Annotated in this window: 20 protein-coding genes and 2 pseudogenes; 6 read left to right on the top strand and 16 right to left on the bottom strand. The window is 59.6% G+C overall.

Annotated features, from left to right (window positions below; all coding sequences use genetic code 11):
• From SAOR_RS15345 to SAOR_RS15365, 5 genes and pseudogenes are all read left to right on the top strand, one after another.
• Positions 1 to 218 (top strand): annotated as a pseudogene (locus SAOR_RS15345) (FMN-binding glutamate synthase family protein); the annotation flags it as partial.
• A gap of 119 nt (positions 219 to 337) precedes the next feature.
• A complete protein-coding gene (locus SAOR_RS15350) occupies positions 338 to 1,384 on the top strand; it encodes an aliphatic amidase (RefSeq protein ID WP_123632198.1) in 1,047 nt (348 codons plus the stop codon).
• A gap of 70 nt (positions 1,385 to 1,454) precedes the next feature.
• The gene (locus tag SAOR_RS15355; RefSeq protein WP_245965506.1) at positions 1,455 to 2,546 is read left to right on the top strand and encodes an AAA family ATPase; all 1,092 of its coding nucleotides are present in this window, start codon (positions 1,455 to 1,457) and stop codon (positions 2,544 to 2,546) included.
• 289 nt (positions 2,547 to 2,835) lie between these two features.
• Complete coding sequence (locus SAOR_RS15360; protein ID WP_123632199.1) at positions 2,836 to 3,732, top strand: hypothetical protein; 897 nt, start codon at positions 2,836 to 2,838, stop codon at positions 3,730 to 3,732.
• A gap of 323 nt (positions 3,733 to 4,055) precedes the next feature.
• A pseudogene (locus tag SAOR_RS15365) lies at positions 4,056 to 4,310 on the top strand (transposase); the annotation flags it as partial.
• Between the two features lie 17 nt (positions 4,311 to 4,327).
• Here SAOR_RS15365 and SAOR_RS15370 read toward each other — a convergent pair.
• Positions 4,328 to 5,416 (bottom strand): IS630 family transposase, encoded by a 1,089-nt coding sequence (locus SAOR_RS15370; protein WP_123632200.1) that lies wholly within the window; start codon positions 5,414 to 5,416, stop codon positions 4,328 to 4,330.
• 178 nt (positions 5,417 to 5,594) lie between these two features.
• On the opposite strand from SAOR_RS15370, the gene SAOR_RS15375 reads away from it, so the two are divergent.
• Entirely contained in the window at positions 5,595 to 6,545 is a 951-nt protein-coding gene (locus tag SAOR_RS15375) for an IS481 family transposase (protein ID WP_123632201.1), read from the top strand.
• Positions 6,546 to 6,593: 48 nt separating this feature from the next.
• Here SAOR_RS15375 and SAOR_RS15380 read toward each other — a convergent pair whose 3' ends face one another.
• The 15 genes from SAOR_RS15380 to urtC all read right to left on the bottom strand — a co-directional run bounded on the left by SAOR_RS15380 (position 6,594) and on the right by urtC (position 20,285).
• Positions 6,594 to 7,205 (bottom strand): HupE/UreJ family protein, encoded by a 612-nt coding sequence (locus SAOR_RS15380; protein ID WP_123632202.1) that lies wholly within the window; start codon positions 7,203 to 7,205, stop codon positions 6,594 to 6,596.
• A gap of 49 nt (positions 7,206 to 7,254) precedes the next feature.
• The gene (locus SAOR_RS15385) at positions 7,255 to 8,115 is read right to left on the bottom strand and encodes an urease accessory protein UreD (RefSeq protein WP_123632203.1); all 861 of its coding nucleotides are present in this window, start codon (positions 8,113 to 8,115) and stop codon (positions 7,255 to 7,257) included.
• On the bottom strand, positions 8,112 to 8,768 hold the full coding sequence (gene ureG / locus SAOR_RS15390; RefSeq protein WP_123632204.1) for an urease accessory protein UreG: 657 nt from the start codon (positions 8,766 to 8,768) through the stop codon (positions 8,112 to 8,114). The genes SAOR_RS15385 and ureG overlap by 4 nt, the downstream gene beginning before the upstream one ends.
• A gap of 18 nt (positions 8,769 to 8,786) precedes the next feature.
• Complete coding sequence (gene ureC, locus SAOR_RS15395) at positions 8,787 to 10,499, bottom strand: urease subunit alpha (protein ID WP_123632205.1); 1,713 nt, start codon at positions 10,497 to 10,499, stop codon at positions 8,787 to 8,789.
• 1 nt (position 10,500) lies between these two features.
• Complete coding sequence (locus SAOR_RS15400; RefSeq protein WP_123632206.1) at positions 10,501 to 11,196, bottom strand: urease subunit beta; 696 nt, start codon at positions 11,194 to 11,196, stop codon at positions 10,501 to 10,503.
• 20 nt (positions 11,197 to 11,216) lie between these two features.
• A complete protein-coding gene (locus SAOR_RS15405) occupies positions 11,217 to 11,954 on the bottom strand; it encodes an urease accessory protein UreF (protein ID WP_123632207.1) in 738 nt (245 codons plus the stop codon).
• A complete protein-coding gene (ureE, locus tag SAOR_RS15410) occupies positions 11,942 to 12,397 on the bottom strand; it encodes an urease accessory protein UreE (RefSeq protein ID WP_123632208.1) in 456 nt (151 codons plus the stop codon). The genes SAOR_RS15405 and ureE overlap by 13 nt, the downstream gene beginning before the upstream one ends.
• Before the next feature lie 96 nt (positions 12,398 to 12,493).
• A complete protein-coding gene (locus tag SAOR_RS15415) occupies positions 12,494 to 12,802 on the bottom strand; it encodes a hypothetical protein (protein WP_123632307.1) in 309 nt (102 codons plus the stop codon).
• A gap of 5 nt (positions 12,803 to 12,807) precedes the next feature.
• Complete coding sequence (locus SAOR_RS15420) at positions 12,808 to 13,506, bottom strand: tetratricopeptide repeat protein (protein ID WP_123632209.1); 699 nt, start codon at positions 13,504 to 13,506, stop codon at positions 12,808 to 12,810.
• Complete coding sequence (locus SAOR_RS15425) at positions 13,503 to 14,591, bottom strand: Rieske (2Fe-2S) protein (protein WP_123632210.1); 1,089 nt, start codon at positions 14,589 to 14,591, stop codon at positions 13,503 to 13,505. The genes SAOR_RS15420 and SAOR_RS15425 overlap by 4 nt, the downstream gene beginning before the upstream one ends.
• Before the next feature lie 64 nt (positions 14,592 to 14,655).
• Positions 14,656 to 17,064, bottom strand: coding sequence for a N,N-dimethylformamidase beta subunit family domain-containing protein (locus SAOR_RS15430; protein ID WP_185015723.1), 2,409 nt, complete (start codon positions 17,062 to 17,064; stop codon positions 14,656 to 14,658).
• Positions 17,065 to 17,205: 141 nt separating this feature from the next.
• The gene (locus tag SAOR_RS15435) at positions 17,206 to 17,646 is read right to left on the bottom strand and encodes a N,N-dimethylformamidase alpha subunit family protein (protein ID WP_123632211.1); all 441 of its coding nucleotides are present in this window, start codon (positions 17,644 to 17,646) and stop codon (positions 17,206 to 17,208) included.
• Between the two features lie 59 nt (positions 17,647 to 17,705).
• Positions 17,706 to 18,404 (bottom strand): urea ABC transporter ATP-binding subunit UrtE, encoded by a 699-nt coding sequence (gene urtE, locus SAOR_RS15440; protein ID WP_123632212.1) that lies wholly within the window; start codon positions 18,402 to 18,404, stop codon positions 17,706 to 17,708.
• On the bottom strand, positions 18,404 to 19,153 hold the full coding sequence (gene urtD, locus SAOR_RS15445; protein ID WP_123632213.1) for an urea ABC transporter ATP-binding protein UrtD: 750 nt from the start codon (positions 19,151 to 19,153) through the stop codon (positions 18,404 to 18,406). The genes urtE and urtD overlap by 1 nt, the downstream gene beginning before the upstream one ends.
• A gap of 4 nt (positions 19,154 to 19,157) precedes the next feature.
• On the bottom strand, positions 19,158 to 20,285 hold the full coding sequence (urtC, locus tag SAOR_RS15450) for an urea ABC transporter permease subunit UrtC (RefSeq protein ID WP_123632214.1): 1,128 nt from the start codon (positions 20,283 to 20,285) through the stop codon (positions 19,158 to 19,160).
• Between the last annotated feature and the right edge of the window lie 6 nt (positions 20,286 to 20,291).

A 20,291-nucleotide genomic window follows, 5' to 3' on the forward strand; every position in this document is an offset into this window, starting at 1 on the left:
CGCGTCTGGATCCGGAACGCGGCGGCCGCCGCCTGGCGAACTACCTGCGGGTCATGACCACCGAAGCCCAGACCATCGCCCGCGCCTGCGGCAAGTCGCATATCCAGAATCTCGAGCCGGAGGACCTGGTCGCGCTCGATATCGAATCCGCGGCCATGGCCCGGGTGCCGCTGGCAGGCACGGACTGGATCCCGGGGCGCGCCAAGAGTGAAATATAGATATTCAAGCAACATAAGAATTTTATACCAAAATTCGCCTTTATTCAATATTTTTTAAAAATTCACAACCTAATAATAATTGTGACGAAAATTACTTTTCTTCATTCAAGGAGAGCCCAATGCGACACGGAGACATTTCCAGCAGTGCCGATACCGTCGGCGTCGCGGTCGTCAACTACAAGATGCCGCGCCTGCACACCCGCGCCGAGGTGCTCGACAACGCCAACAAGATCGCGGACATGATCCAAGGCATGAAAGTCGGTCTGCCCGGCATGGATCTCGTCATCTTCCCTGAATACAGCACGATGGGGATCATGTACGACAACGACGAGATGATGGAAACCGCCGCCACTATCCCCGGCGACGAGACCGCGATCTTTTCAGAGGCCTGCCGTCAGGCCGATACCTGGGGCGTGTTCTCGATTACCGGCGAACGCCACGAAGACCACCCCAACAAGGCGCCCTACAACACGCTGATCCTGATCGACAACAAGGGCGAGGTCGTACAGAAGTACCGCAAGTGCATCCCCTGGTGTCCGATCGAAGGCTGGTATCCGGGCGACAAGACCTACGTGGTCGACGGCCCCAAGGGGCTCAAGGTCAGCCTGATCATCTGCGACGACGGCAACTACCCCGAAATCTGGCGCGACTGTGCCATGAAGGGCGCCGAGTTGATCGTGCGCTGCCAGGGCTATATGTACCCGGCCAAGGAACAGCAGGTGATGATGTCCAAGTGCATGGCCTGGGCCAACAACTGCTATGTGGCGGTGGCCAACGCCTCGGGCTTCGACGGCGTCTACAGCTACTTCGGTCACTCGTCGGTGATCGGCTTCGACGGCCGCACGCTCGGCGAATGCGGCACCGAGGAGAACGGCATCCAGTACGCCCAGCTGTCGGTGCCGGAAATCCGCGACGCCCGCGCCAACGACCAGTCGCAGAATCATCTGTTCAAGCTGTTGCACCGCGGCTACAGCGGCACCAACGACTCCGGCGAAGGCGACAAGGGCATCGCCGACTGCCCGTTCGAGTTCTACCGCACCTGGGTCATGGACGCGAAGAAAGCCCAGGAGGACGTCGAGGCGATGACCCGCAGTACCGCTACCACGGCGGACTGCCCGGTGGGCACGCTCTCGCACCCGGGCAAGGAAAAGACCGCCGGCGGCTGATCGACGCCCTCTCGCGGCGGCGCCGTGATCGGCGCCGCCGCACCTTCGACCGCTGGAGCCGATCAGGCACATGCCCTTCATCAACGACATGCTGGCCGAGAACGCGCAGCACGCGACGGCGACGGCACACACGACCGGCGCCGAGAGCCGGCAGACGCTAGCCAACCGCACCTCCCGTTTTCATTTCGAACCGGCCGACGTCATGCATGCGCTGCATGCGCGCATCGTTGGTCAGGATCAGGCGCTGGCAACGGTCGAATCGGCCCTGAAGATCGTCAAGGCCGATATCGGCGATCCCCGCCGCCCGCTCCATATCGCCCTGCTCCTCGGGCCGACCGGCGTCGGCAAGACCGAACTCGTGCGCGTGCTGGCCGAGGCCATCCACGGCCAGGCGGATGCCTTCTGCCGTATCGACATGAACACGCTTGCCCAGGAGCACTACGCGGCCGCACTCACCGGCGCGCCGCCCGGCTATGTCGGCAGCAAGGAAGGCACCACGCTCCTCGACCCCGACCGTATCGCCGGCAGCTTCGGCGCGCCCGGCCTGGTCCTGTTCGACGAAATCGAGAAAGCCAGCCGGGAAGTCTCGCGCTCGCTGCTCAACGTCTTCGACAACGGCCAACTCACGCTGACCTCGGGCGCAAAGACGATCGACTTTCGCAATACGCTGATCTTCATGACCAGCAATCTCGGCGCGCGCGAACTGCAGCGCTACGAGACCAGCCTGAGACGCGGCTGGCGACGCCTGCTGCCGATCTCGACCGCACGCCGACGCCGCAACATGCGCCGTCTGGTCGATACGGCACTGCACGACACGTTCGATCCCGAGTTCATCAACCGTATCGACGCCATCACCCGCTTCAATTGGATCGAGCACGACATGCTCGATGCGCTCATCGACATCGAGCTGGCCAAGCTCAACACCCGCCTGGCACGTATCGGCCGGCGCGCCGAACTCGACGACAGCGCCCGCGCGCTGCTGCGCGATGCCGGCTTCGACCGTCGCTACGGCGCCCGGGCCATGGGGCGCGCTTTTCGGCAACACGTCGAGCTGGCCGTGGCCGAGGCGTTGGTCGATGCCGATCTACGCAAACGCGACCCCGCCGAAATCGAGCCAATGCAAGGCCGCGTTGGCCCGGATGCCGCAATACGTTTCAGTTAGACAAATTCCTTCCACAAAATCGCGCGGCGGAGTTCTGACGAAACCATGACGTTAACGCAGCGAAACCGCCATTCGAATTGCCAAAAAAGATCAATTTTTCGCAGCGGCAAAGAAAATTAATATATATATAAATTTAACCCCAAATATCTCCGTTTCAATTTTTACGTCATTAATCCATTCGACGAACCGAAAAACCTATTTCTATTTTTGGCTTATTTTTTGCCTTGCTATTTTATAGAGATTCTAATTTCAGAATCCTCTGCCTCAATTTAGTTCACAGGGAGACAACATGAGCAAGAAACGCACTTCGGCGACACCATGGCTGACGGCGCTGCTTCTATGCGGTGCGTGCGGCACACTCCAGGCCCAGACCGCCGACAGCGCGCCCAACAGCGACGCGCCCCCGGAAGACACGACGATGGCGGAGACCCCGCCCAGCCCGGGCGAACATATCTCGGGCACCGTCGGCTTCGACTACGCCTCCCACTTCATTTCCTACGGCGGGGATGTCTGGGGCGCCGGCGACGAGTTCTACGGCACGCAGTCCACGACCTTTGGCTATGTCGACCTGGGCGTCGACCTGCCGAACGGCTTCGCGCTGACACTCGGGGCATGGAGTGATATCAACAACAACGCCGAGAACAGCATTGGCGGCAACATCCAGGAAATCGACGTCTACGGCGGCCTGACCTATACCACCGGCGCCGTGACCCTCGGCGCGGTCTATCAACAGTGGTATTACGGCGGCGATACCGAGCGCGTGCTCGATCTCAGTGTCGGCCTGGACGACTCAGGCTTCTGGGGCGACAGCGGCTTCGCCCTCAATCCGAGCTTCGTGAGCCATATTCGCGTCAACGGCCAGGAGAGTCAGGATGACGGCGCCGCCTTCGTCGGTTCGGTCGAGCCCGGCGTGACGCTCTCGGACGACGAGACCCTGCCCTTGTCGCTCGCCTTCCCCGCAAGCATCGGCTTCATGACCGACGACTTCCAAGGCGGCGACGGCGGCTTCGGCTACGCCTCGATCGGCGCGACGCTGGGGATCGGGCTCGATTTCATCCCCGTCGGCTATGGCGACTGGAGCGTCGCTGTCAACACGACCTACTATCACACCGAAGAGGACGTCATTCCCGGCAACCCCGAAGAGGACTTCGTCACCGGGACTGTCGGCATCGCGATGGCATTCTGAAACACACACTGCGAACTTGCGCCAAACGCTGTTTTGCGATAACAATATTTTTGATAACACGCTAGCGTGAAGTTACTGCATAGCGCGCACTGCGCCTCATTTTGCCGCGAAACAGCGTTTGGCTCAACGAGCTGGGCTGCACAGAGAATTTAACCATAGGTCCCCTGAAATGTTGCAAAGGTAATCCCAGGCAAATAGCACGCATCAGCGGTGGAATTTTCTCGTACTCTGAACCGACGAGGGTAAGTCCCCCATCGACCATACCCCGCTATTGAGTAGCACGCCGATCTGGAGTCCAATCACCCGAAGTCTGGAGATTGGACATGAAGAAGCTCTACACCGAAGAGCAGATCATTGGCTTTCTGAAGGAAGCGGTAGCCGGCACGCCGGTTGAGGAGTTGTGCCGCCGGCACGGCTTTTCCGAGGCCAGCTATTACACGAGGCGAAACAAGTTCGGCGGCATGGACGTCTCGGACGCCAAGCGTCTGAAGGCGCTCGAGACGGAGAACAGCCGCTTGAAGCGCCTGTTGGCCGAGTCGATGCTCGAAAACGAGGTCACCCGCGAGGCCTTACGAAAAAATGGTGACCGCAACAGCTAGTGTCCTGTTTCGTTAATCCGTTCACAGTATCGTTTGACAGAATTTAGGATCTGATCGGCGGTTTTGGTCCAGACAAAAGGTTTTGGGTCGGCGTTATATATCTTCAGATAATTCCGGATAGCGCCTTCCAGTTCGGCCGTGCTGCGATGCGTACCGCGACGAATCTGCTTGTCGGTGAGCTGCGCGAACCAGCGTTCCACGAGGTTGAGCCATGAAGCGCTGGTCGGCGTGAAGTGGAGCTGGAAGCGGGGATGTTTCACCAGCCAATTGTGAATCATCGCGGTCTTATGCGTGCCGTAGTTATCGAGCACGAGGTGGACTGCCAGATCGGCCGGTACTTGGCGTTCGATCGCTTGAAGAAACTGCTTGAATTCACACGCGCGGTGGCGTCGATGGCATTGACCCAATACCTCGCCTGTCGCCGTGTTCAACGCGGCAAAAAGGGACGTGGTGCCATGCCGAACATAGTCGTGGGTCCGGCGCTCAGGGAGCCCGGGACGCAGCGGCAATCCGGGCTGGGTTCGATCCAATGCCTGAATTTGTGATTTCTCGTCGACGCAGAGCACCACTGCTCGCTCCGGCGGATTGAGATACAACCCGACCACATCCCGTACCTTTTCGATGAACAGTGGATCCCGGGACAGCTTGAAGGTTTCGACGCGATGGGGCTGCAACGCGAACGCGCGCCAGATGCGGTGCACAGCCGTGGCGCTGAGGCCCGTCGCGTTCGCCATCGAGCGTGTGCTCCAGTGGGTGGCATCCGAAGGTATGGATTCGAGGGTTTTGGCGATCACACGCTCTACATCCGCATCACTGATGCGTCGAGGTGCGCCCGGCCGCGGTTCGTCTAGCAGGCCGTCACACCCGCTCTGGATAAAACGTCGACGCCATTTGCCGACGCTCTCGCGAGTGGTCTTGAGCTGCTCAGCCACCGCCATATCACTGCAGCCTTCAGCACACAGCAAGATGATTCGCGCGCGTTGTGCCAGGGCCTGAGCCGTTTTGGGTCGCCGCTTCCAGCGCTCAAGCTCAGACCGTTGATCCGCCGAAAGCGTCGGCGTGACCCGAGTATGATGGTTCGCCATGATCTGCGCTCCGAACGCGCTGTATGCGCGATCAGCGCAGTATAGCCGCAATTCTTACGCTGATAACGAATTAAGGAAACAGGACACTAGGTGTGACCTCTCAGTAGATTGTTCATCCGAGCCGCATTCCCTGAAGCTGATGGGTGCTGAAATCCGTCAGACGTAAGGAGCGACCCGGATGAACACGCACAAGAATGCGCGACTCACCGTTCACAGTCGACAGGTGCTTGTCCGTCGCGTGATCGAGCACGGGCTGCGGCCCATCGACGTGGCCCAGGCCATGGCCGTGAGTCCGCGTACTGTGTACAAGTGGCTGGATCGCTATCGACGCGAAGGCGGGGCCGGATTGTCGGATCGTACCTGCCGGCCCCATCGATGCCCGCATCGGCTTTCCGAAGCGCAGCGAGCCCGCGTGATCCGTTTGCGCCGACAACGGCTGATTTATCGCGCGATCGTGCGCCAGACCGGCGTGCCCCGCGCGACGGTTGCCCGCGTGCTTCAACGCGCCGGCCTGAATCGCCTGGCGGCGCTTGAGCCGTCACGGCCGGTACGACGATATGAGCACGCGGCCCCGGGCGATCTGCTGCACCTGGACATCAAGAAAGTGAACCGTTTCACGCGCCCGGGCCACCGTGTGACGGGCGACCGGCGGCACAAGTCACGCGGTGCCGGCTGGGACTATGTGCATATGGCCATCGATGACCACAGCCGAGTGGCCCATGCCACGATCTGGCCGGACGAAACCGGCGCCAGCGCCGTTCGGGCGTTGATCGCCGCGCTACGTTACTACCGGCGTCTGGGCGTGCGGTTCAAAGCGGTGCTGACCGACAACGGGGCCTGTTATCGATCCCGCCGCTTTGCCAGGGCCTGTCGCCGACTCGGGCTCAAACACAAGCGCACGTGGCCATACCGGCCACGCACCAACGGCAAAGCTGAGCGGTGGATCCAGACGGCACTACACGAATGGGCGTATGCGCATGTCTATCAGAACGCCGACGAGCGCGCGGCCTATCTGCCGTACTGGCTCCACGACTACAACTGGCATCGACCGCATGCCAGCCTGCAGCACAAACCACCGATCAGCCGATTGCAGCTATCCGTGAACAGTGTGGTGGGTTTACACAACTAGGTCACGAGAAAATTCGCTTTTGACCTGCGTTTTTTAGGAACATTATCGTCATACGCTTAGTATCAATCCAGCGCCGCAGGCGACAACGGCAGCACCGGCGATCCGAAGCAGTCGCGGCCTAGCGGTCAACCCTCGGCCACCTAGAATGCAACCAACTCCAGTGATGAGTGCACTCGAAACCATAAAACCGACCATGCACTGCAGCGCTTCGGCGCCATAAGCCAACTCTGTGCCGTGCGCATTACCATGCAATAGAAGAAGCGCAAATATACTTGCCGCTCCCACTGCCGCAGGCAACCTAATAAGAGTGCACAGGCATACGCCCGCCAGAAGAACGCTGAACGCGATGCCGAACTCGACGCCAAACAACGATAAGCCCATCCACGCCAAAGTCGCGCCGCCGGCCATCGCCACTGCGACGATCAATGGGGTCAGCCAACGCAAAGCGAGCGTTTGCCGACTACTCCACAGGCCGATCGCAAACATTGCCAACAGGTGATCGATCCCGGTCAGCGGGTGGACGAACCCCGCACCGAACCCAGCAACAGGCGCATGAGTGAATCCCCCCGGATGCGCGAATGCTGGCATCCAACACGCGATCAGAGCCAATAGAGCAACTCTTGCCGCACATAGAATGTGGTTGTATCGGAGTGGTTTCATGAAAGAACCTCGATCAGAGTAAAGAGAAAACATCGATTCGCCTGCGCGGTTAATGTCGTCTCGCCGCAGGCTCCACGCCAAACCGCAAGCGTCGAACGGTGGCCCACACTCGGTGCGTCAGCCGACTGAGGATCGTAGCGTCACGCGCAGCGAGGCGTACCACCAGTCCGCAGGCATTGGGTAGCCGACTGACGCCCCAGCTGCCCTCGGGCTCGATCGGCAGGGCCCCACGCAGGGCCTCACTCAGCGAGTCGATTATTGGGCCATCAGTCACGATCATCAGCGTGGACAGTACGGTTCGGTCGCGCATCACGCCGATCACGTCAGACTCGAAATCATCGCCCTCGACGAACATACGATCGCTGACCAGAAGTCGTCCTGCGGGTGTTCGCACGTCGATACTCGCGCGGTACCAATCGAACGATCCGTTCATGCCGTCGGGCACATGAACGCCGAAGCTGTCGGACACCACGACGCAGGCGCCCGGCCGGTGTGTAACCTCGATAAGACTCGTCAAGCGCGCACGAGGAAACATAAGCGTCGGTTTGGGAAGGTATTCGAGATAGGCGCTGTCGTGAGCGTCTAGTCGAACCGTCTGAAGCGCATCCGCCTCCAGCATACTGTGGGCAACTGTCGCCGCGCCGGTACTGACGTGCGCGTGAGAGCCCGCTGCCGCCGTGAGACACAGCCCGAGGGCCTCGCCGGCGAAGATGCCACCAGAACAAGACTGCAGGTAGACCGCTGCCATGCCAGGCGGGTCGCCGGACAATTGCAACTGCCGCCCCAGATGGAATGGATAGGCGACATTCTGGCGACCGACGTAAGTGGTGCCACGACGACGGGCTGAAAAACCGATATCGCATTGCAGCGGTCGTACCGCCGACGATGCATTAAGCACTGCAGCATTCACGACTGATCGAAGAGCACAGCCTGGCCGATCGCCTCTACGACGTCGTCCACGCCCTGGCCGGTGGCACAATTGGTAAACAGGACCGGCCGATCCCCGCGCGCTTGAAGAGATTCACGGCGCATGCGTTCCAAGTCCACGCCGACGTAGGGCGCAAGATCAAACTTGTTCACAACGAGTAGATCGCAATGCAGTACGCCGGGGCCCTGCTTGCGCGGTATGTCGTCGCCACCGGCCACATCGATCACGAACAACCAATAGTCGACCAGGTCGAGCGAGAACGTCGAGGCGAGGTTGTCACCGCCGGATTCGATAAGCACGAGATCTAGGCCGGGATAGAGACTCTCGAGTTCGTCAGCGGTTTGGATATTAAGCGTCGGATCCTCGCGAATGGCTGTGTGCGGGCACGCGCCGGTTTCCACCGCCCGAACCTGTTCGGGATCGATCAGACCGCTTTGTTGCAAGCGCTCGGCATCCTCGTGCGTCGTCAGATCGTTGGTGATCACGGCAAGTTTCGTTCCCCGTTCGATGAAACGTGGAATCAACTGTTCCAGCAGTCGCGTCTTCCCTGACCCGACCGGCCCTCCGATACCAACGCGCGCCGCACCGACCTTTGAAGCCGGCCTGGATTCGACACTCAGGGTTTCTACACTCATGACAATTGTCCGATTGAACTAGCGCAGCATGTATCGCTGCGTGAGCGGCAACGTGCTCGCAGGTTCGCAGGTCAGCTTCTGATCGTCGGCGAACACATCGAAAGTCTGTGGATCGACGCGGATCGTGGGGCAGTAGGTGTTATGGAGCATGTCGGCTTTGCTCAACCGACGTGTGCCGGCGCAAGGCAGCAGCGGTTTCTGCAGTCCAAGTTTGCGCCCAGCGTCAGCGTCGATCGCGGGCTGACTGACGAAATTGAACGACAGCGCCTGCTTAGCGTTACCGAATGCGCCCCACTGTGGCCGCATGATCAGCGGTTCGCAGGTATACAGCGACGCGGCCGAGTCACCCATTACGCTGTGAACGATGAACCCACCCTTGACGACCAACTCCGGCTTGATACCGAAGAATCCCGACCGCCAGAGTACGAGATCAGCGATCTTGCCATCCTCGAGCGAGCCGACGTGCTGGTCGATACCGAAGACCTTCGCGGCATTGATCGTGTACTTGGCGATATAGCGCTTGATGCGTTCGTTGTCGCCGATGGCCGTCTTTTCCTCGTCGAGCCGACCGCGCTGACCTTTCATCTTCGACGCAAGCTGCCAGGTCCGGCAGATCACTTCATTGATCCGCCCCATCCCCTGGCTGTCGGAGCCCAGCATGGAGATGCCGCCGAGATCATGCAGAACATCCTCGGCAGCGATTGTCTGCGGCCGGACCCGCGATTCGGCAAAGGCCACATCCTCCGGCACGTTGGGGTTGAGGTGATGGCAGACCATGATCATGTCGAGATGCTCGTCGAACGTGTTCACGGTGTATGGGTTTGTCGGATTGGTCGACGACGGCAGACAGTTGGGTTTGCCAGCTACCGAGATGATATCCGGCGCATGACCGCCACCGGCGCCTTCGGTGTGATACATGTGAATAGTGCGATCGCCGATCGCTTCGAGCGTATCTTCCAGAAATCCCGATTCGTTGAGCGTATCGGTGTGTATCTGGACCTGGAAATCGTATTCATCCGCCACCTTCAAACACGTATCCACCACCGCCGGCATCGCGCCCCAGTCCTCGTGAATTTTGAGACCGAGGCAGCCACCTCTTAGCTGCCCGAGCAGCGACTCAGGTTTACTCGAATTGCCACGGCCCAGAAATCCGAAGTTGATCGGCCACTGCTCCGACGCCTGGAGCATTTTGCCGACGTTCCATTCACCGCCGCAGTCGATGCCAACGGTGATCGGGCCGAGCGAGCCACCGATGAGCGTTGTGAGCCCGGAAGACAATGCATGTTCACAAAGCTGGGCCGAGTCGAAATGCACGTGGACATCGATGCCGCCTGGCGTCACGATCATGCCCTCGGCATCGCGCACGGTCGTCGACACCCCGCAGATCAGGCGCGGATCTACACCCTCCATGAGCTTGGGGTTACCGGCCTTGCCGATGCCTACGATCCGGCCCTCCTTAATGCCGATATCGCCCTTGACGATGCCAACCACCGGATCGATCACTAGGGCGTTGCACAACAACATATCGAGCGCGCCGTCGGCGCTGTCGTGGCCTGGCATCAGGCCCATGCCGTCGCGAAGCGTCTTGCCGCCACCGTGCAGACATTCATCGCCGTAGGCCGCGTAGTCGAACTCGACTTCCGCCACCAGCGATGTATCGCCCAGACGCACCGCATCGCCCGTAGTAGGACCGTACATCGCCGCATAGTCCGCGCGCGTCATCGTTGCCATATCACGCTCCTTTGAATCCTTTGGCGCGCGCGTTCTCTAGCGCACGCTCGCGGCAGGCGGGATCGTTGAGATCGCCGTTCGTAAGACCGCTGAAACCATGAATCTCGCCGCTGCCGCCGTAGCGCACCAACGCGACTTCTCGCACTTCGCCCGGCTCGAAACGCACCGCCGTCCCGGCCGGAATGTCGAGATGCATACCAAAGGCGGCTGCGCGCTCGAAATCCAGCGCCTTGTTCACTTCGAAGAAATGGTAATGGCTGCCGATCTGTACGGGTCGATCGCCTTTGTTGACGACCTTGAGCGCGCGTTTCTCGCGACCGGCGTTGATTTCAATTTCCCCCTCGGCGGGCAGAATCTCGCCAGGGCGCACGCTGTCGTCGTGGTCGTTATCGCCCGGCCGGATGGGCTGGTGCACTGTCACCAGCTTCGTGCCATCGACAAACGTGGCCTCTACCTGCAACACAGGCATAAGGTCTGCGACGCCGGGCATGACATCGTCTGTGTTCAGAATCGTCGAACCACGGCCAATGAGCTCGGCGACGCTGTCGCCTTGTCGCGCCCCCTCCAATATTTCATCCGCGATCAGCGCGGTGGCCTCCGAGACACTCAGCGCAAGCCCCTTGGCGCGATGCTTGCGCGCAATCTCGGCGGCGGTAAAGAGCGTCAGTCGCTCCAGTTCGGTCGGCGTCAGCAGCATTGTCTAGTGCTCCATCGGAATCAGTTGGCGAACAGACGTGGGCTGAGCGTCTCGTGGCGCATCACCGCCATTTCGGCCAGCGGAGTGAATGCACTGGCCCGAGACACATCCGGCACTGGCGTCACCAATAACGCCCGAATAACGGGCTGAAGCTCGGCGAGGATCAGCTGGCCAGCCAAGTGACCGACGACACCCAGACGTAGCGCCGCACTCACCAGCCCCGTGCTCAGCATGTGCGCCGAGGCAAGCAGGGCATCCTCGTGATCGATCCCGAGGGCCCGCCACAACATGCCCTGGAGTACGGCGACGTGTCCGGGTGCCTCTTCGGTATCCACCCGACGCTGATAGTCGGCCGCGTGGGCGGTGCCAAGCTCAGCGTGAACTCCCAGCAGGGAGGCACCCAGGCGACGCGATCCCTGGCGCAACTCGGCGGCGAGCGTGATCGCCTCAAGCTCAAAGTCCAGCGAGATCCAGTCGTCTAAGACACCGTCGACGTGCCACGCAGCGGCGAGAAACGCACGGTCACAGCAGGCCCATCGGTGGGTAAGCTGACCCACAATGAACTGTCTTAACGCATCGGACGCGTCATCACCCGCGCCGACGGCTCCCCGCGCGCGCTGTCGTGAACGACGGCTCGCCGTCGGGATCACCGCCTCCGCCACTAGAGTTTCCAGTCCCCAGGACCAAGCCACCGCACCGCCGGGGAAGAAGCTGTCGGCCTGCTGCAACATCAGCAAGCGGCTGGCTACGGCACGCATGGCGACTCCACTTGTACTTTGCCGCTTTCGATCATCGGTGTCAGCCGGTCGAGGTAGTCCTGCACCTCACCCTTGATCTGTATGGCGAGCACATCGGTATCGAAACGCACGCTCCAATGCATGTTGCCCGCGAAGTACCCGAGCTCGAGCGCCCCGGCTGCATCCACTGCCCGAACCATCAGATACTGTGGCTGGTCGGTGCGCACCATGATCGCGCGCTCGGTATCCAACAGGAGTATCGCACCGTCGCTTAGGCGCTGTGTGCGAGCTAGCCTGATCGCGCAGTCGGTCCCGGCATCGCTGGTCAGGCGCAGTCGTCGGCGTTGCACGTCATCGCCCGAAACCTGAAGCAGTTCAAGCCCGCCAACGTGCCCGATCTGATGCAGCCGTTCTGCCAACTCCGGCTCACTGGCTTGGCCCAAGATTCGATCTAGAATCAACATAAGATGACGCTGCTCCTTCCAGGCCGACCTGCATGCCACACATCGGCGATATCCCAAGAATAATCAGGATCTTCAATTAGCAATAATTGCACCATCTCAACGGTATTCACGTTCGTTACCCGCGCGGTAAAGAAAGACGCAGCACGCCGCTGCCGACGGCGCGCTGCATCGCGCGTCCGGGATCTCGAACTTCTGCTGGAAATAATCCCGTACCGCTAGCGCAGCACGTGGTGTCAACGCTGGTTTCCATAGCCAGATATCCCGCTGTCGATCGACCATCTGGCTGGCAAAGAGAGCGGCCTCGGGATCCGCACAGACGCCGACGAACCAGGCCCCGTCATTACCTTCGAATTCCTTCATGTAGCTCAGGAATTCGAACTTGATCTGCTGAACGCTGAAAGCCACGGCGATTACGCCGGCACCGGCTGCAGGGAAACGGCCGCCGCGTTCAGACCGGTTTTTTCCCGCCATCCCTGCAACTGCGTCAGACCATCGTTCTTTTCGTTAGCCGACATCTGCCCGGCGACGCGCTCGAGCTGCGTCAAAGCAGTGCCGATTCCGTGCTGGGCAGCCATCGAGAGCCAGACGAACGCCTGGACACGATCCTTTTCTACGCCGAGACCACACTGATAGCAGTACCCCAGCCGGGCCTGCGATGGATAATGCCCCTGCTCTGCGGCCGCTCGATACCAGCGCGCCGCCTGAGGCGGGTCTTCGGGCACATGATCGCCGCTGGAATAGAGCGTCGCCAGATTGAATTGGGCACCGCTATCGCCACCTCGGGCCGCGCGCTCGAGCCAGCTCAAACCGTCGGGCACATTCGGTTCGCAGCCCTGGCCCATAATCAACATGGCCCCGACATTGGTCTGCGCCTGAATGTTGCCGTTCTCAGCGGCCCGGCGGTACCAGACCAACGCCTGATCGACCGATGCTGGAAGACCGTGCCCTTGGGCATAACAAGCACCGACCCACATCTGGGCCATTGCATCGCCTTCTTCGGCTAGCGCCTGGAAGCCAGCTACAGCGGCGGCGTGTTCGCCCCGCTCATAGTGGGCCACGGCGGCGCTCAGCGGAGAATCCGCGGCACTTTCGTCGACTGCGGTGTTCATATCATGTACTCCTTGGCGCGTCCGAACAGCTGAAGTTCGTCGCGGCTCGAAATGGTTTTCGTAATACGCTCCACGAGACGCCGCTGGCCCCATATGCCGGCCGGATCGCGTTGTAACGGCTGTGTGGCACTTGAACCCGAACCATCATCCTCGTTACGCCATGAGCGTGAGAGCGCCGCCATGGACCACACGCCGGACTGGCCGCGGGCTTCGACCCGGTCAAACCAGTCGCTGCCATCATCGGGCGCACTGAACACCTGGACACGACACAGTGTCCGTCCGATGGCGGTGGGTTGCAGCACGATGACGCAACGACTGGACCCGTTGCTCAGCACCAGAAGATTGGGAAAACACCACGCCACGTTCAGCTCGCCGGATACTCCGTGTAGCCAGGCGTAATCGCCTATGGCCGGCGCCCGAGCTTCGTCCATCGCCAGCAGGTGCTGTGCAAGCAGCTTCCAGTTGCAGTCGAACTCGAACCAGCGCTCAGCGGTGCGCGTGTCGTCGATGGCGGGAACCAGATTATGCGCCTTGCGACCCTTTGCCATGGGTGACGCATCAAGATCGAGATTGACGAAGATGAGCGCGCTCTGTGTATCGACCTGCACCGGCAGCAGTCGCTCGGGGCGCAGACCGAGATACTGGTGTGACGCCCCCGACCCCTGTTCCAGCTCCGCACTCGTAATCGGGCCACGGTCACGACTATAACCGCAGGAGGTGAACGAACAGCCCGTTTTGGTACCGTTTTGACATTGCAGCGGCACCATGCGACACCCGCCATGTTGAGCCATGTTGAACGCACCGACGAGTGCCCCATCGGGGTCGCGCCGGACATGAATACCGTGATAGCCGACGGTATAGGGCAGCATATCGCCGTCGGCGACGACATCGTGCTCTGTGCCGATGCATACCCAGTCGCGCGTCCAAACACGCTCGTCTTCAAGATGCGTGAACACGAGCGATCGATACGCGGCGGGCGGGAGCAGCGTACAGTTGCTCGCCTCCTCTATCGCACGCCTGTATAGATCGGCGTCGTCCAGGTTGACGCCCTCATCGAGGTAACCCAGTTCGGGGCGACGGGACATTAACGTTCTCCTTCAAAGCAAACCTGCAGGGTGGCCCCGGGAGGGGCCACCCTGTCGTCCGGTTTTACACGCCGCCGCTGCTGTGTCGCTCTTCTGCCGGCGCTTCATAATCCGCCCGCCCACGGTAGTGAATCGCATCTTCAGGCGGCGCCGGCAGCGGCCCGTCCATGGAGAAGCGATCCAATACGTTCTTCGTCAGCCGCGATATGTTGTTGTCGCAGTTGTTCCAAGGTAGCGAGCCGCAGTAAGCGATCGAACTGAAAGCGAAGCAAGCTCCACCATTGGGCGTTTCGTGGAACGCGATGTCGGAGCGCACTCGGGGATGGGTCGTACCGTCCAAACCCTGCTGGTTAAACCCGAAGTCCTCCATGACCAGCAGATAGGCCTCGGTATGCCTGCCCGCAGAGGTTGCCACCACGAGCGTGTGTGGAGGCGTGCCTAGCATGGTGTCGGCTATGTCTAGCTCGAGACCGGCAGCGCCGCCGCCCACGAGCCCGAAGTTGCCGATGTCTTCGTCGTAGTCGATGCCCTCGAAAGCCCAGCTCACACGCGGGTTGTTGCTGTCCGGCGTACGCGAGTAATACGAAGAGATGTCAAAGCCCTCGGATGACATGCCCGTGCCAGCGACAGAATGCAGATAACGGCCTCTGAACCGCCACATTCCGCCAAGTTCTCCCGTGCCTTGGTGGTAATACTCGCCCGGATCGGCGCGCCAGGTACGGATGCCCGATTCGCAACGCCGCATCTCGGTAATCACGCCGCGCCCTTTGTCTTCGTAGCCGGGGTGGAACGAGTGCACCCAGTACCACGCGTCGGCGCCCATGTACATGAGGCGACCCCCGCGCTGGGTATAGTTGTGCAGCGCATCGAGCTGCGTGCCGGTATTGTGCTCCGGATGGGATCCCGTGATTATCACGTTGTAAGGTTCGAGCCGGGCGAGCCCTTCGTAGGTGACATCCTCGTCAGTAAAGACGTCGTAATCGTAGCCCATGGTCTCTAGCCAGTAGATCAAATGAAGATCCGCTGGATACTGCCAGGGCGCCTGGGCAAGAAAGTGATCGTACTTCGGTCGAATGCTGAGTATCGGACGCAGTCGCGACGACATGCAGATACCGCTGCCGTCAGTGTGCGTGTCGTAGATTGAACCGCCATACTCGCGATGCTCGGCCAAGAACATATTCTGTTGCTGCATGATCGGCACGCGGTAAACGAACAACTCTGCACCGCCGGCATTGCAGGCGACATGCTCGTTGGCATAAGCCATGTAACTTATGGTCGGCACCATGACGGCAATTTTGGACTGCGCCTTACCGATTTCGGGTACGACCCAGAATGGAATATAGTCTTCGTCGCCATCGGCAGTGGTCAGCTTGGCCGCATAGAACCGGCTTTTAGCGTCGGCCGGAACCTCCCATTCGAAGTCGACCTCCCACCGTGCGTCGTCGACGTCGTCGTCGTGGAAATGAATCGCACTGTACTGCTCGGGCGCCTGCTTCCAGTCAAATACGGTGCCCGACCAGTTGTAGCCTGTCATTGCACGTGTCGGACAGTTCACCAAGCGGCCATCGAGCTGATACGGGCCGCAATCCGCAACCTTTATCGTGTCGATACCGATAGAGAAGTCCCAGGCCGCCACGAGGCATTTCGCCAGATCTCCTGTCGGGCCGCTGTTGCGTCGTTCCGTCAGTCCAGGCTGGGCGCCCTGCTTCATGCTTTCGATCTCGAAACGACTCAGCGCGCGATTACATAGCCGAGGCGAATCGATCTTGCCGTTGTACTTTCCAGCAAAGCTCACACCCGCGGGCAACGACGAGCGCGCCAACGGCCCCTCATCGAGCGCGTCCACGTGGGCGGCGATTGCCAGCGGTACCGGCACATTATGGACCGGCTCCGAAAGCATGCGCTGCACCGGCTCGATGGCTGGGTCAAGCGCGTAAACCACCTGCGGCTCGTGATAGAGAACTGCCTCCCCGGTCTTCGCGTCAAACGTCGCGGCGAGGAAGTGCCATGCGTGATCGCGTAACGGTTGTGCCGTTGTGATTGATTCGCCATTAATGCGCAGTTCAGCACAGCCCTTTTCGTTGAGGAACAAGCCGTAGCCCTTATCGCCCATCCACTTGGTGACCAGCCCCTGCGGGCCATGCTTCCAATATTTCGGATGTGTCTTGGGCGCAGTTGGCCAGACCCAGCACTGCAGGGTGAAGCTATCCACGTTCAGCGGCGCCGAATCAGGCACGAACGCATACGAACCGCTGTGGATCACCTGCTTACGGCCCGGTACAGTGTCCCGAAAGCCCCCCGGCACTGCTCTTTCGATAAAGCCTGGGCCACGCGGGTTCGTGTCGCCGTGGATCATCTGCACGATCTCGGCGTCGAAAGACGCCGGACCGTCGCAGTTGACGTAAAACTTGATCTTGTCGCCGGGATGAACGCTGAACTTGTCGGCGTAGCCCGTCAGACGCATTGAGGTCATAGCGTATTACCTTATTTCGGTCGAAAAAGCCCCGGGGACAGGTCTGCAAGGACGAATCCGGGAAGCTCTCGTTAATTGAACTAGGGTTGTTTATGACGACCGGCCGCCTTTGAGTGACGACCGGTAGCGGGTCGATCTGCGTCAGGTCACCGGCCAGTTATCGTCCCGGCGCTTCCAGCCTTCGTGGAAATGCTCCGGCATTCCGGCTTCCGCCGGGAGTTCATCCAAACGCATCAGAAAGATGTCGTGCTGGATCTCCTGCTCATCGTCATAGACCTTATCGGTGACGAAAGCTGGCGGTACACCACGAACGCCCGAGAGTCGCCCGATACGCCATTCTTTTTCGATTTTCGTGCAGATAACGATCAGCTTGCCCCCCGGGCTCTCGCCGCGCATGCGCATCAACACACGGCGCAGCAAAGGAAACTCATGAACGCCACCGTCGATATCGGTCGTGTCACCGGGTTCACCACAATGCAGGACCGAAAAGCCCGCCACGCCCTTCATCGAGTCCACGCAACGCCGGTGCTCGTCTATCAGCGCCTCACGTTCAGGGGTGCCTTTTGCAGGAATCGTTATCATCGCTTTACTCCACTCTATTCTTGATCAGAAAACGCGTGAAAATGAGGCCGGCTGATCGCTCAGACCGTCATGTGCTCGTCCACTAGCTCATCGGTGAGTTCATCGATATCGCCTTCGGCCACGACACGGCCGTTATCGATCATCAGAAACCGGTCACTTAACTTCCGTGCGACCTTGATGTGCTGCTCCGCAAGTATCAGCGTCATGCCGAGTTCCTTATTCAGCATGCGCAGCGTTTCGCCAATCTCGGCGACGATATTCGGCTGGATTCCATCGGTCGGCTCGTCAAGCAGCAGCACCTTTGGCTTCACCGCCAGCGCTCGCGCAATGGCCAGCTGCTGTTGCTGGCCGCCGGACAACAATCCGGCACGGCGTTCCAGGTTTTCGGCCAGATAGGGGAACAGCGAGGTACACATCTCGGGTACCTCGACCTGACCGTCGGCTCTCGCAAACGATCCGAGAAGAATATTTTCCCTAACGGAGAGCTTCCCAAATATCTGGCGACCCTGAGGGATATATCCGATCCCGCACCGGCTGCGCTCGTGCGTCGGAAGCTCGCCGATCTGTCGGCCTGCGAATTCGATCTGCCCCGTTGTGCGATCGGTAAGGCCCATGATGCTTCGCATGAGCGTGGTCTTGCCGACGCCGTTTCTTCCGAGTACGCAGACGCACTGCCCCTCATCGAGAGCAAACGAAAAATCGCGGAGTATTTGCGTTTTCCCGTAGAAGGCCGACATACTCGACATTTGCATAAGCATCAGGCGGCATCCTCTTCGGTCCCGAGGTATATCTCTCGAACATTCTGATTGGCCTCTATTTCGTCGATCTTGCCCTCGGCGAAGTGAGTACCCATGTGCATGACCGTCACCATATCTGCGACCCGACGCACGAATCCCATGTCGTGCTCAACCACGATCAATGTGCTGTGCTGGCGGACTTCGCGAAGCAATTTCGCTGTCTGGTCGACTTCCGCCTCCGTCATCCCGGCAATGGGTTCGTCGAGCAGCAACAGCTGCGGCTCCTGCATCAGCGTCATGCCGATCTCAAGCCACTGGGTCTCTCCGTGCGAAAGCAGGCCAGCCACAATGCTGAGTCGATTTTCCAGGTTGACTAAAACACTGACTTCCTCAAGCTTCGCGAGCATAGCTTTGTCGCGAAACTTCAGCATATTTCGAAACGGGTTCACCTCACGGCTAAATGCAATCTCCAAATTCTCGCGTACCGTCAGCTCCTTGAATACAGCCGGCACCTGAAATTTGCGACCGACACCGCGTCGTGCGATATCGCTTTCGCTCAACCCGGACAACTCATCACCACGAAAACGGACGCTGCCGCTACTGGGCTTGAGCCTGCCACTGATCAGATCCATAAGTGTCGTCTTGCCCGCACCATTCGGTCCGATGAGGCAGGACAACGTCTGCTCAACGACGTCCATGCTGAAGCCTTGGATGACATGGTGGCTATCAAAGCTCTTGTGTAGATCGCGTATCTCAAGAACACCCCCCATAAATCTATACTCCTGCCTTTTCGGCATTTGCAGCAGCCGGGCTTTTCGCGCGACCGTGTGGCGGACTCTCTTCCGTACTCGAGCGGGAACGCTTGGCAAGCAGCATTTCCAGCAGCCCCGCCAGTCCGTTGGGCAGGAATCGCACAATGATCACGAAGAAAAAACCGAGAATAAGGTGCCAGCTATTGAGAAACTGGTCGCCTAGATAGCTTTCACTACCCTGAATTAAAAATGCACCGATGATCGCGCCAATCAGCGAAAGACGGCCGCCAACTGCAGCCCAAATCACCATCGTGATGCTAAAAACCACGTCGAACTGGTCGGGTGAAACGTATTGAATGAGAATGGTGAAACAACACCCCGCGACAGCTGCAATAAAGGCAGAAATCGCGTAGATAAGCGTTTCATACAGAGCGACGTTATAGCCGAGAAACCGGACACGCTCGGGATCCTCGCGTAATGCACGGACGATCTGACCGAACTTACTCTGGTTAAGTAGCTTAGCGAGCACGGTCAAACTAAAGAGCAGGCCAAAAATAAGCCAGTAAGCAGCCGGCGAGTAGGGATCCAAGCTGTAACCTGCGACTTCCAACGGCATCCGCGGGCTTATCCCATTCGCACCGTTGGTATAAGGCTGCATATCCAGCACGAGAATGTAGAACGCACTGAGCATTGCAAGCGACATGATCGCGAAAAACGGCCCCGAAACGCGTGCCTGGAACATCAACGCGCCAAATATCAACGAAAAGATCGTTGGAACGGCCAGCGCGAGGAATATCCCGCCACCAGTACTCCAGAACGGCTCCCAAAACCAGGGCAGTTGTTCGAGACCGTTCGTGGACATGAATGATGGTAACGGCGAAAATTCGGGATCTTGGGATTGCATCTGCATGGTCATGGCCATGCCGTATGCGCCCATACCGAAAGCGATACCTTGGCCTAGATTGAGAATCCCGCCTGTCCCCCAACACAGACTGATCGACATCGCCAAGAGCCCGTAGATGCCGAACACCGCCAGCTGATTTAGCAGGAACGGATCGGCTTGCATAACCGGGATGAGTCCTAGCGAAACAAAGAAGACTATGTAGACGACCCACTGTGCACGCTTGTCGTGATAAATATTGCCGTTCATTACATT

This window comes from Salinisphaera orenii subsp. orenii MK-B5, assembly GCF_003788635.1.
Lineage (GTDB): Bacteria > Pseudomonadota > Gammaproteobacteria > Nevskiales > Salinisphaeraceae > Salinisphaera > Salinisphaera orenii.

What these genes read in the sequence shown, in the direction of transcription:
- SAOR_RS15355 (WP_245965506.1), top strand. Translation starts at nt 1,455, where the DNA reads ATGCCCTTCATCAACGACATGCTGGCCGAGAACGCGCAGCACGCGACG.
- ureE (WP_123632208.1), bottom strand. Translation starts at nt 12,397, where the DNA reads ATGTTGATTCTAGATCGAATCTTGGGCCAAGCCAGTGAGCCGGAGTTG.
- SAOR_RS15430 (WP_185015723.1), bottom strand. Translation starts at nt 17,064, where the DNA reads ATGACCTCAATGCGTCTGACGGGCTACGCCGACAAGTTCAGCGTTCAT.
- SAOR_RS15405 (WP_123632207.1), bottom strand. Translation starts at nt 11,954, where the DNA reads ATGCGTGCCGTAGCCAGCCGCTTGCTGATGTTGCAGCAGGCCGACAGC.
- SAOR_RS15360 (WP_123632199.1), top strand. Translation starts at nt 2,836, where the DNA reads ATGAGCAAGAAACGCACTTCGGCGACACCATGGCTGACGGCGCTGCTT.
- urtC (WP_123632214.1), bottom strand. Translation starts at nt 20,285, where the DNA reads ATGAACGGCAATATTTATCACGACAAGCGTGCACAGTGGGTCGTCTAC.
- ureG (WP_123632204.1), bottom strand. Translation starts at nt 8,768, where the DNA reads ATGAGTGTAGAAACCCTGAGTGTCGAATCCAGGCCGGCTTCAAAGGTC.
- SAOR_RS15435 (WP_123632211.1), bottom strand. Translation starts at nt 17,646, where the DNA reads ATGATAACGATTCCTGCAAAAGGCACCCCTGAACGTGAGGCGCTGATA.
- urtE (WP_123632212.1), bottom strand. Translation starts at nt 18,404, where the DNA reads ATGCTTATGCAAATGTCGAGTATGTCGGCCTTCTACGGGAAAACGCAA.
- SAOR_RS15400 (WP_123632206.1), bottom strand. Translation starts at nt 11,196, where the DNA reads ATGCTGCTGACGCCGACCGAACTGGAGCGACTGACGCTCTTTACCGCC.
- SAOR_RS15420 (WP_123632209.1), bottom strand. Translation starts at nt 13,506, where the DNA reads ATGAACACCGCAGTCGACGAAAGTGCCGCGGATTCTCCGCTGAGCGCC.
- SAOR_RS15425 (WP_123632210.1), bottom strand. Translation starts at nt 14,591, where the DNA reads ATGTCCCGTCGCCCCGAACTGGGTTACCTCGATGAGGGCGTCAACCTG.
- ureC (WP_123632205.1), bottom strand. Translation starts at nt 10,499, where the DNA reads ATGGCAACGATGACGCGCGCGGACTATGCGGCGATGTACGGTCCTACT.
- SAOR_RS15375 (WP_123632201.1), top strand. Translation starts at nt 5,595, where the DNA reads ATGAACACGCACAAGAATGCGCGACTCACCGTTCACAGTCGACAGGTG.
- urtD (WP_123632213.1), bottom strand. Translation starts at nt 19,153, where the DNA reads ATGGGGGGTGTTCTTGAGATACGCGATCTACACAAGAGCTTTGATAGC.
- SAOR_RS15370 (WP_123632200.1), bottom strand. Translation starts at nt 5,416, where the DNA reads ATGGCGAACCATCATACTCGGGTCACGCCGACGCTTTCGGCGGATCAA.
- SAOR_RS15350 (WP_123632198.1), top strand. Translation starts at nt 338, where the DNA reads ATGCGACACGGAGACATTTCCAGCAGTGCCGATACCGTCGGCGTCGCG.
- SAOR_RS15380 (WP_123632202.1), bottom strand. Translation starts at nt 7,205, where the DNA reads ATGAAACCACTCCGATACAACCACATTCTATGTGCGGCAAGAGTTGCT.